We start from the raw sequence: 10,243 nt of genomic DNA, 5'->3' as shown, positions 1-10,243 counted from the left end.
CCCCGTATCACCCCACCGAACCCCCTCTATTGGGGGTCGCCCGCGCTACCTAAGAAGAAGGTGGTATAAGTCGCAAAAAATCAGTACAAATGACTCTGGTGGATGAAGGAACATTCGGTCTCACCCGCCGTCCCGGCGAGGCCGATCAGATACAGACACCTACCCCTCATCTCCTGTCGGGCTCCGGTTCGAGGCATGTTTCCTCGACCACCACGGCCTGCACGCCCGCGGTGGATGTCACACTCGGGGGGGGACAGGTCCCACCGGGGCCGGGTTCGCGCATCCCGACGCGCGACGCATCCCGACACTCGACACCCGGAGGGGGGCCAAACTCGTGGTGACCGACCCTGGTCTTCTGCACTGGCGTGACCCGGTGACCGACATCGGCCATCTCGCCGATGTCACCAACCGGGTGCGGGCCAGCATCGAGACGGTCATCGACGGCAAGTCCGAGGCGATCACGGCGGCCCTGGTCGTGCTGCTGTCCGAGGGCCATCTGCTGATCGAGGACGTCCCCGGGGTCGGCAAGACCATGCTCGCCAAGGCCCTCGCACGGTCCATCGACGCCCGGGTACGCCGCATCCAGTTCACTCCGGACCTGCTCCCCAGCGACGTCACCGGGGTCAGCGTCTACAACCAGGGCACCCGTGACTTCGAGTTCCGTCCCGGTCCGGTGTTCGCCAACATCGTCGTCGGCGACGAGATCAACCGCGCCGAGCCGAAGGCGCAGTCGGCGCTCCTCGAATGCATGGAAGAACACCAGGTCACGGTCGACGGCGTCACCTACCGGCTCGAGTCGCCCTTCATGGTGATCGCGACCCAGAACCCGGTGGAGATGGAGGGCACCCGGGCGTTGCCGGAGGCCCAGCGCGACCGTTTCACCGCCCGGATCTCGATGGGCTACCCCTCCCCCGCGGCCGAGCTGGAGATGCTCGACAGCCACGGCAACGCCAACCCGCTGGCCGGCATCACCCCGGTCACCGACGCCGCCGAGATCGCCAAGCTGATCGCACTCGTCCGCACGGTGCACGTCTCGCCCGAAGCGCGCCACTACATCGTCGACCTGGTCGGCGGGACCCGCACGCATCCTGAGATCGCGCTCGGCGCGTCCCCCCGGGCGGCGCTGCATCTCATCCGTGCTGCCCGAGCCCGCGCGGCCCTGGACCAGCGCGGTTTCGTCCTCCCCGACGACGTTCAGGAGATGGCTGTCCCGGTCATGGCGCACCGCCTACTGCTGCAGCCCGAGATCATGCTCTCCGGAGAGCCGACGATCGAGGTCGCCGCCCGCATCCTGACCGACGTCCTGCGCCGGATTCCGATCCTTCGTCCCGGTACGGCACGCCCAACCCGGCACGGCCGTTAGAGCTCCGTGTGTGGAACCTCCGGGTGCGGAACCTCCGGGTGCGCGACTTTGTCGCGGCGCTGCGTGGCCTGACGATCCGCGGCCGGTCGTTCGTCGCCGCCGGCATCGCCTGCGCGGCGTCCGCGGCCGTGCTCGGCGAGCAGGACCTGCTGCGGATCGGCCTGCTCCTCATTCTCCTCCCCGTGCTCGCGGCGGCCTTCGTCTGCCGGACCCGCTACCGGCTCGCCTGCACCCGCCGGCTCGAACCGAGCCGGGTGACCGCCGGGGACCGGGTCTCGGTCCGGATCAGACTGGAAAACGTCAGCCGGTCGCCGTCGTCGGTGCTCCTGGTGGAGGACGCCGCCGCGGACGGGCTGGGCGGCGGGGTCCGGTTCGTACTCGGCCGGATCGAGCCCGGTGGCAGCCGGGACCTGTCCTATGTCCTGCACGCGGGGATGCGCGGTCGCTACCAGATCGGACCGATGGCGATCCGCCTCGGTGACCCGTTCGGGCTGTGCGAACTGTCGCGCAGTTTCCGCAGCCTGGACGAGCTGGTCGTGGCCCCCCCGATCGAGCGGCTGCCGTCGGCCCGCCCGACCGGTGCCGCGCGTGTCAGCACCCAGCTGCGCCGCCCGACCGGGCTCGCGGGTGAGAACGAGACGACGACCCGTCCGTACCGGTCCGGCGACGACCTGCGCAAGGTGCATTGGAAGACAACCGCCCGCCGCGGCGAGCTGATGGTCCGGCGCGAGGAGCACCCGCAGACGGGCGGGGCGACTATCCTGATCGACACCCGGGCCCGGGCGTGGCCCGACAGAGGCCCCTCAGCATCGTTCGAGTGGGCGGTGAGCGCGGTCGGGGCGATCGGCGTCCACCTCGTCCGGGGCGGGTACCGGGTCCGACTGCTGGCCGATCAGGGGCTGGCGGCCATCGCCGCGGGGGGTACCGTCGGCGGGCTCCTCGACGAGCTTTCAACGCTGACGCCCGCCCCCACCGAGTCCCTGCACCCATCGCTCGCGGCCGGCCGCAGGCAGGCCGATCACGGCGGCATGTTTGTCGCCGTCCTCGGCCACACCGATGCGCCCACTGCCGCCGCGCTGGCCGGGCTGCGGCCCCGCAGCGCCCCGGCGATCGCGGTGCTCGTCGACGTGGCCAGCTGGAGCACCGCCGCGGCGGCCCCGAAGATCGCCGCCGACCTCGGAACGACGCACGCGGTGCTCACCCGCGCCGGCTGGGCGGTCCTTGTCGCGGCGGCGGGCACCAGCCTCGCGGCGATGTGGCCGCGGGTCGCCGCCCGGGCCCGGGGCACGGGCGGCGTCGGTGCCTCGAGTGCCGCCGGAGTCTCCGGACGTGCCGGGACCGTGGGACTCACCGGGGCAACGGGACTCACCGGGACCGTGGGACTCACCGGGGCAACGGGGCACAGCGGCGGTCTCCACATCGGCGGACGGTCGGTGCCGTGAACGCCCGCCCGGTGCCCACAGTGATCGTCACCGTCGTCTGTCTGCTGTCCACCAGCGCGCTGACCCGTCTGTTCGAGGGTGTCCTCTGGTGGTTCGGGCCGGTACTCGTCGCCACGGCCGTGGCCGTCGGGACGGGGGTGGCGAGCCGCCTGCTCCTGCTGCCGGCGGCGGCCGGGATCCTGCTCAGTCTGGTCGGCCTCATCGGCACCGTCACCGTGCTGTCCGCGCGGTCGACGGCGTTGCTGGGCTTCCTGCCGACCGCCACCACGGTCAAGACGCTGCGCACGCTCATCTCCGCCGGCGGCTCCGACATCTCACGGCTGGCCGCGCCGGTGCCCGATCGGCCGGGCCTGGTGGTCCTCACGGTGATCGGCGTCTACCTCCTGGTCATGATCGTCGATCTGATCGTGGTGAAGTTCGACCACCCGACGCTCGGCGGCCTTCCGCTGCTGGCGCTGTATGCGGTGTCGGCGGCGATTCTGCCCGGGGGCGTCGGCACGGTGCCCTTCCTACTCGGCGCGGTGAGCTTCATCGCCCTGCTCCTGCTCGACGGGCGGTTGGCGTACGGGCGATGGGACCGGACCGTCTCCGACCAGCGGAGGGCCGGCGTCGAGATGTTCGGCGGTCGCCTCGCCGTGGGCGCGCTCGGGGTCGCCGTCACCGCGCTGGTCGCTGCGATCGCGGTGCCGTTGGGCCTGCCGTCCCTTGACGGCGAGGGACTAGTGTCGCGCAAGGGTGGATCCGGCGCCGGGGACAGTCCGAGTTCAGCCAGCGTCGTGCAGCCGATCGTCTCGGTGAGCCAGCAGCTGCACGCCAGCACGGAGGTGCCCCTGCTTCGGGTGCGCTTCGACAAGCCGGAGTATCTGCGACTGACGGCGCTGGAGAACTTCGACGGCCAGCTGTTCACCCTGCGGGCGTTGAACGCCACCCGGGAGAACCGGGTCAGCGAGGGACTACCGAAACCACGGACGGGCGGCACCACCCAGTCGGTGCGTGCGGAAGTGGCCGTCACCGGGCGGTTCAACGAGCTGTATCTGCCGGTTCCGGGCATCCCAACCCGGATCGAGGGGCTGACCGGCGACTGGCGGCTGACGAGCCCGACAGGCACGATCTTCTCGACCCGGGCCTCGACGGCGAACGCGCACTACCAGGTGGACGCGGTGGTGCCGAATCCCACGAGCGCGCAACTTCAGGCCGCGACCGGGCCGATCCCGGACTCGCTCGACATCGCGACCGCGCTCCCTGACAATCTCGATCCCCAGCTGCGCCAGCTCACCAAGGCCGTGACCGCGGATGCGCGCACCCCCTATGAAAAGGTGTACGCGATCCAGGAATACCTGCGGGGGCCGCAGTTCACCTACGACCTCCAGGGCGCCCCCACCACGCAGGAGGGCGCGCTCAGCCAGTTCCTGTTCGACACCCACCGCGGCTACTGCGAGCAGTTCGCCTCGGCCATGACGGTCATGGTGCGGATACTGGGCCTACCCGCCCGGGTCGCGATCGGCTTCGTCCCCGGGGAGCGGCAGAGTGACGGCAGCTACGTCATCACCAACCGGCAGGCGCATGCCTGGCCTGAGGTCTGGTTCCCGTCGATCGGCTGGATCAGCTTCGAGCCGACCCGCCGCAGCGACGGAGCCACCTCGGCGCCGTCCTACGCCCCCGCCGGGCCCGAGGACCCCGACAATGAGGCCGCCCTGCCGGAAGATCAGGATCAGACCGAACTGCAGGCAGCGCCCGAGCCGGTGCCCGTGCCGGATACCTCCACGCCGGCTCCCGGCGACGATCCGACCGCGGTGGACGCCCCGCGGTCAGGTGATGGCGCATCGACCTCCACCGGGATTCCCTCCTGGGTGATCTGGCTGTGCGGTGCCCTGCCCGTCCTGGGCCTGCTGGCCGTTCCGGCGATCACCCGGATCCAGCGGAGGCGGGTCCGGCTGCGCCCGGCCGAAGACGATCCTTCAGACCCGTCTGGGGCGACGCTGGAACGGGTCCACGACGCCTGGGCAGAACTGCTGGACGTCGCCGCGGATCTGGGAATCATGATCCGGCCGAGCGACTCGCCGCGGGCCGGGGTGGCCCGGCTGACCGCCTACCTGGACGCCGAGCCGACCACCGCACAGGCCCCGGGGTCCCGCCCGGAACCGTCTGCGTGGCAATCCGGGGACGGCGGGCCCCCCACGGCCTACCCGCAGGCCCGCGCGGCACTCGCCCGGCTGGCCTCCGCGGAGGAGCGGGCCCGCTACGCGCCACCGGAGATGGCCGCGCCGCCGTCCGTCGCAGACCTCGGCGAGGATGTCGTCCTGGCCACCACCACGCTGTGGGTGCTGGCACCGCGGGCCAGGCGGATGTTGGCGCGGATCGCCCCGGCATCGGTTCTCCGACGCGACGCGCCGACCTCGGCGCGCGGACGGTCGAGGACGGGACAGGGAGGCGGCGGGGACGACGCACCCGCCACGCCCGCCACGATTCAGAACGATGACAATGATGACAATCAGGACTGGCCGGACCCGGTCAGGGACGGTCCTCCCAGCGCCGCCGCCACCGCTCCTCGACCCGTTCCATGAACGGAGCCCTAGCCCGCGGCTTCGGCTTCGATCCCCCCTGCACACCGCCCGGCCGCCGGTGACCGGTGTCACGGCCGCTGATCCGGCGCAGGCCCGCCGCACCGCGCAGCGCGGCGAACAACATCATGAGGAAACCGAGGATGCCGAGGATCACCGTCAGCGGTACCTGGTTGAGCACCACGCCGACGACCAGGACGGCCAGACCGAGGACGAAGACGACCGCGCTGCGGCGCACCCGGCGCAGCAGGTAGGTACGGGGGTCCGTCGAACGGACGGTACTGGCAAACTTCGGATCGTCCTGTACGAGAGCGCGCTCGATCTGCTCCAGCAGGCGCTGCTCGTTCTCCGAGAGCGGCATCGACGCTCCTCCCACGACCTGTAGGCCCGGCGGACGGAACCTGATAACCAAGGATAGGCATGTGCGGGCGGGTGCGGTAGGCAACCTGTCATGCTGGTTGGAACCGAGCGATTCCCGTCACCTGGTCCGTGCCCGAACTGGGGTCTTTCATACCGGGAAATCCACGATCACGGGAACCGGCGGTGCCGGTTTCACAAGCGGTACCAGCGGCACGACGGCGGGCAAGCACATGCAGCTGTGCCGCGAGGTCACGGAACGGCTCCCGGGCGGCCGCGGCCAGTTCCAGGCGTAGCAGCCGCTGCGCGGTGAAGGCATCGGAGTCGACCAGTGCCCCGGGGACCAGGTCGGCGAACACGCGCACCCCGTGGACGTCGACGACGTCCGCGCCAGCCCCGTCCACCAGCGCGACGATCTCGGCGGTGGTGAACCCGGCGGCCGCCCGGGGCGCCCCGGTGCCCTGGCCGGTCAGCACGGCCTGCGCCTGCTCGAAGCGACCCGCCAGGGCACGGGCGAGCACTGTGGCAGCCCGGCCCGCGACGACGAGGCTGAGGACGCCTCCCGGGCGCAGCACCCGCAGGGCCCCCGCCAGCGCGGCCCCGGGATCGTCAACGACGTCGAGGACGGAGTGGCACAGCAACAAATCGGCGATCTCGGTGCCGACGATGCCGGTCAGGTCGCCCAGATCGCCCTGCTCGGCCGTGACCCGGTCGGCGACGCCCCGTTCGTCGGCGCGACGGCGCAACGCTGCCAGGGCGTCCGGCGACGGGTCCACGACGATCACCAGGTAGCCCTCGACCGCCAGGGGGACAGCGAAGCTACCACTCCCACCGCCCGCGGCAACGATGATCGGCGGGATGGTCGCGGCCGTCGGGGCCACCGACCAGGCCGGAACCCCCGCTGCCGATCCGGGCAGGACCGTCCGCAGGCCGTGCCAGATCGCAGCCTGCCGCAGATCCGCGCCGGTGACATGGCTGGTCATGCGCGTCGTGCCTCCTCAGGCCGGCATCGCCGCCATCAGCCCGCTCGCCCACGCCGGAGGACCGGGCGCGTCACTGACCCACGGTGAGACCTATGACAACCCCGACGACCAGCCCGCCAGCCGACAGCCCTACGACCCGCAGTACCCAGCTGTTGCGACGCGCAACGGCGGACGGCACGGCCCGATGCGCGCCGCGGTGCCGATGCCCAGAACCGGTGAGGACCATCGATGATCTCCTGCTCCGCCAGCCACTGCCCCTCGGGGGGGTAACCGATAGTGACTGATGCTCATCGTAAACGCAACCGCTCGTCACCCGCCCGGGGCGTCGCCGGGCCGAGGGCAGGCTGACCGTGGTCGGCTCGGCGGCGTGACCATCGCGACCTCCCCACGCCCGACCGGACCGGTGCCGGCGATCACTGGTTGGGACGGCAGGCCCAGCACGCCCTCGACAACCCCGATGAACAGATCGACCTGATGGATCAGATCGTCGGCCTCCCGCCTGGTCACCACCTTCAGCCCGGCCTCGGCCGCCGATCGCCGGGCGGCCCCCGCCGCGAAGAACTCCGCCCACTCCGCGAGCTCGGGGGCCACCCGGACAAGCAGGCACCAGGCACTCACGGGCCGACCGCGACGACCGGGACGGGGCCGGGCCCGGTCCGCCAGGACGGCGGCCGCCGCCCGCAGCGCCGCGAGATGGGCGAGGGCGTAGCGATCCCCGGTCGTCTGGGCGTACTCGGCCTCACCGAGACCGCGCCGGGCGGCGACCAACAGATCGTCACGGGAGCGGCGGGGCAGCCCCGCCGCCGACACCAGGGTCCGTCCAACCGGCTCGGTGGACGCACCGCGCGGCCCGGTGGATCCACCATGGCCGCCGAACGCGCCCTTACTGCGGGCCGCTCCTCCCGCCGGGTCCGAGCCACTGATCGAGCCACTGATCGGCCGACTGGTCACGGTGGTCACGACACCTCCCAGATCTCGAACATAGGTTCGATCACAAAGTAGTGAACCCTCTCCGACGCCGCCCGTCAAGCACCTAGGTATCGAACACGCGATCGAGAAGATCCGACGACCTCGGACTCGACCACCCGAAGAAACCAGCCGAGGACGAGCAGGGCTACCACGTCGGGAACCCATCCCAGCCGCGGGTCCGCGACTTTCCCCCGACAGACATGTCCCGAACCCGCACCCGGCGTCCGGGCCACCCGGGTGACCCCCGGGTCGAGCGCATCCGGATTGGCCACGACAAGCGCCGTTCCGTCCAGCGCAAACCGGATGATGTTCACGTCGCGGTGACCCACGAGCCCGCTGGCGAACTCGCCGCGGATCGGCGTGAGCCAGCGCAGCGTGGCACCGTCCGACAGGCGCACCCGGCCCCCGTGGCGGCCTGGCTCGAAGGCGGCCAGGGGCACCCGTCCCATGGGTTCGACCAGACGGATCCCGGAACCATCGAGATCGGTCTCCAGCACGAACGGCCGGCCGGCCGCCATCAGCTCGACCCGGCCCCGCGACCACCAGTCGGCCAGCACCGCGCCCTCGCCGGTCTCTATGTGCACGTGCCGGACCGAGGCGTGCCGGGACACCGACTCGATCCGGAAGACCAGCTCGTGCGGCAGTCCGCCGGCCCGCCGCGGGAGAAAGCCCGCCCCGGCCGCCGGCCGCGGTGCCCGGGTCCGGGCCACCGCCGGGCCCGGACCCGGGCCCGCTGCCGACGCGGGCCGCCTCGCCAGGCTCCTGGGCACCGTGATCGCCATGCTCCCAACCCCCTCCGCCTCGCCGGCCGTCTCCCGGCCGCCTGCCACCCTCGGTTTCGTGGGCTCAGTGCACCTCCGAGCGATCAACGCCCACTGCACGCACAATCACCAGAACCATTGAGAATGTGTTGATCGAAACAGCCGGATTCCGCGATCGGGTCACGCGACGCCCCACGGAGCCGGACCGCTACCAGCGTCGCACCGGGCACCGGGCACCGGGCACCGGGCAGGCCTGACGCGGAAACGACAGGGGTCGTTCCAGATCGGTGGTTGCCGCCATGTCCCCTCCCGGCGCACGCTGCGGTAAACAGACATCACCGGGGGTCGTACGAGAGGACCAGATGCCCGACCGCGACAACCTGCAGTTCGCCATCCTCGGCCCGTTGGAGATCACCGCCGGGGGGCACCCATCGTGCTAGGCGGCACCCAGCGCAAGGTGCTGATGGCCGCGTTGCTGCTGGAAGCCGGTCAGGTGGTGCCCGGTCACCGGCTGCTGGAGGTGATCTGGGGGGATCCACCGCCGGAGAAGGCGCTGGCCACATTGCGCACCCATGTCAGCGAGCTGCGGCGGCGGCTGGAGACCGGGCCCGAGGTGCTGTTGCGCAAGGGGACCGGGTACGTCCTCGACGTACGCCCGGAGCAGATCGACTCCGAACAGGCCCGTCGGCTGCTGGAACAGGGCCGGCGCGCGGTGGACGACGGTGACCCGGTGAGCGCGATCGCCCCGCTGCAGGAGGCCCAGGCCCTCTGGCGGGGACCGCCGCTGGTCGACCTGATCGACTACCCGTTCACCCGGGCCTACGTGGACGCCCTCGACGAACTCCAGCTCGACGTCGTCACGACCCGGATCGCCGCCGACCTCTCCCTGGGTCGTCATCGCGAGGTCATCGGGGATCTGCGCGTGCTGGTGACACGGCACCCCCACGACGACGGGCTGCGCCGGGAGCTGGTTCTCGCCTTCTATCGGGACGGTCGGATCGAGGACGCGGCCCGGGCCTGCCGAGAGGGCCTGGAGGCACTGCACGACCTGGGGCTGGACTCCGCGATGTTGCAGCAGCTGCAGGAGGACGTGCTGCGCGGCACGTCCAGCCTGGTCTGGACCCCGCCCCGCTCGCTCGACCGGCCGGTCTCCGTGGCGCCCACGAGCCAGGGGGGATACCAGCTGCCCCCGGACATCCGCGAATACACCGGGCGCGACACGATCCAGGCCCAGGTGCACGCCATGCTGACCGATCCGGTCGGGCTGTCATGGGGAACCGTGGTGGCGGCGTTCGCGGGTAAGGCCGGCGCCGGCAAGACCGCCTTGGCCGTGCACGTCGCGCATCGCGTCCGCACGGGGTTCACCGACACGCTGTACGTGGACCTGCGGGGCAACAGCACCCCACTGGACCCGGCCCGGGTGCTGTCCCGGTTCGTCCAGACGCTCGGGGTCAGCCGCTCCGCGGTACCGGCCGACCCCGACGATCTCGGCGAGATGTACCGGGAGCTGCTCGTGACCCGCAAGGTTCTGATCATCCTCGACAACGCGGGGGGCGAGGCGCAGATCCGGCCGCTGATGCCGACCAGCCCGGGCTGCGCGGTCATCATCACGAGTCGGTCGCGGCTGCACGGCCTGAACGCCCCGTACTGGATGGTGGACGTCCTGCTGCCCAGTGACGCGGTGGAGCTGCTGGCCAAGGTGGTCAGCACGCAGCGGGTCGACGCCGAACCCGAGGCCGCGCGCGACATCGTCGGTCTGTGCGGCTACCTACCGCTGGCGATCCAGATCGCCGGGCGCAAGCTGGAT

9 protein-coding genes are annotated in these 10,243 nt (G+C 71.5%); 5 read left to right on the top strand and 4 right to left on the bottom strand.

The annotated features are described in order from the left end of the window. Window positions 1-334: 334 nt before the first annotated feature. Genes ACY5KJ_RS12985 through ACY5KJ_RS12975 form a run of 3 tightly spaced genes read left to right on the top strand, consistent with a single transcriptional unit; the run spans window position 335 to window position 5,369 of the window. Entirely contained in the window at window positions 335-1,363 is a 1,029-nt protein-coding gene (locus ACY5KJ_RS12985) for an AAA family ATPase (protein WP_462203445.1), read from the top strand. A 23-nt stretch (window positions 1,364-1,386) separates the two neighbouring features. After that, entirely contained in the window at window positions 1,387-2,805 is a 1,419-nt protein-coding gene (locus ACY5KJ_RS12980) for a DUF58 domain-containing protein (RefSeq protein WP_462203444.1), read from the top strand. After that, window positions 2,802-5,369, top strand: coding sequence for a transglutaminase TgpA family protein (locus ACY5KJ_RS12975; RefSeq protein ID WP_462203443.1), 2,568 nt, complete (start codon window positions 2,802-2,804; stop codon window positions 5,367-5,369). Before ACY5KJ_RS12980 ends, ACY5KJ_RS12975 begins: the two co-directional genes overlap by 4 nt. Here ACY5KJ_RS12975 and ACY5KJ_RS12970 read toward each other — a convergent pair. Together ACY5KJ_RS12970 and ACY5KJ_RS12965 are read right to left on the bottom strand one after the other, a co-directional pair. Continuing rightward, a complete protein-coding gene (locus ACY5KJ_RS12970) occupies window positions 5,317-5,727 on the bottom strand; it encodes a DUF3040 domain-containing protein (protein ID WP_462203442.1) in 411 nt (136 codons plus the stop codon). The genes ACY5KJ_RS12975 and ACY5KJ_RS12970 overlap by 53 nt on opposite strands. Before the next feature lie 88 nt (window positions 5,728-5,815). Further along, window positions 5,816-6,706 carry a methyltransferase domain-containing protein gene (locus tag ACY5KJ_RS12965; protein WP_462203441.1) on the bottom strand — a complete coding sequence of 297 codons (891 nt, stop codon included), beginning with the start codon at window positions 6,704-6,706 and terminating at the stop codon, window positions 5,816-5,818. Between ACY5KJ_RS12965 and ACY5KJ_RS12960 the strand changes: the two genes are divergently transcribed. Beyond that, window positions 6,705-6,938, top strand: coding sequence for a hypothetical protein (locus ACY5KJ_RS12960; protein ID WP_462188413.1), 234 nt, complete (start codon window positions 6,705-6,707; stop codon window positions 6,936-6,938). The genes ACY5KJ_RS12965 and ACY5KJ_RS12960 overlap by 2 nt on opposite strands. Before the next feature lie 77 nt (window positions 6,939-7,015). Here ACY5KJ_RS12960 and ACY5KJ_RS12955 read toward each other — a convergent pair whose 3' ends face one another. Together ACY5KJ_RS12955 and ACY5KJ_RS12950 are read right to left on the bottom strand one after the other, a co-directional pair. Continuing rightward, window positions 7,016-7,657 (bottom strand): SAV_6107 family HEPN domain-containing protein, encoded by a 642-nt coding sequence (locus tag ACY5KJ_RS12955; RefSeq protein WP_462188420.1) that lies wholly within the window; start codon window positions 7,655-7,657, stop codon window positions 7,016-7,018. A 74-nt stretch (window positions 7,658-7,731) separates the two neighbouring features. After that, window positions 7,732-8,457 (bottom strand): hypothetical protein, encoded by a 726-nt coding sequence (locus ACY5KJ_RS12950; RefSeq protein WP_462203440.1) that lies wholly within the window; start codon window positions 8,455-8,457, stop codon window positions 7,732-7,734. Window positions 8,458-8,869: 412 nt separating this feature from the next. On the opposite strand from ACY5KJ_RS12950, the gene ACY5KJ_RS12945 reads away from it, so the two are divergent. Then, window positions 8,870-10,243, top strand: a 1,374-nt coding sequence (locus ACY5KJ_RS12945; protein WP_462203439.1) for an AfsR/SARP family transcriptional regulator, incomplete at its 3' end; no start/stop codon positions are given.

The organism is Frankia sp. CcWB3, assembly GCF_977927595.1.
This window is presented reverse-complemented; position numbering and strand designations above follow the sequence as displayed.